At 61.2% G+C, this 286-nt stretch carries 1 pseudogene; it reads left to right on the top strand.

From position 1 onward, the window contains the following. Positions 1 to 257, top strand: a pseudogene (locus VR45_RS34960) (hypothetical protein); the annotation flags it as partial. Between the last annotated feature and the right edge of the window lie 29 nt (positions 258 to 286).

A 286-nucleotide genomic window follows, 5' to 3' on the forward strand; every position in this document is an offset into this window, starting at 1 on the left:
TTTCTACGATGGGCGAGAGCAACGCCAACCACGAAATCCGGCGTGCCGACTGGATGCACATCATCCGGGCCCAGGCTTTCTCTAACCTGTGGGGCAAGGCGCTCAAGGCGCACGAAGGCGGCCTGATCGTGGTCAAGGCCACTGGCACCGACGAATTGCACGTCATCGGTGACTGGCGCTCAGTTTTCAGCGAGGGCCGGGGAGTTTCCGACATGAAGGCTAAGGGCGAGACCTACACGCTCGGGGGTGGCAAGTAATGGCCGGACGCACGATCGAATTCGGGAAG

This window comes from Streptomyces sp. NRRL S-495 (assembly GCF_000966955.1).
GTDB lineage: Bacteria > Actinomycetota > Actinomycetes > Streptomycetales > Streptomycetaceae > Kitasatospora > Kitasatospora purpeofusca.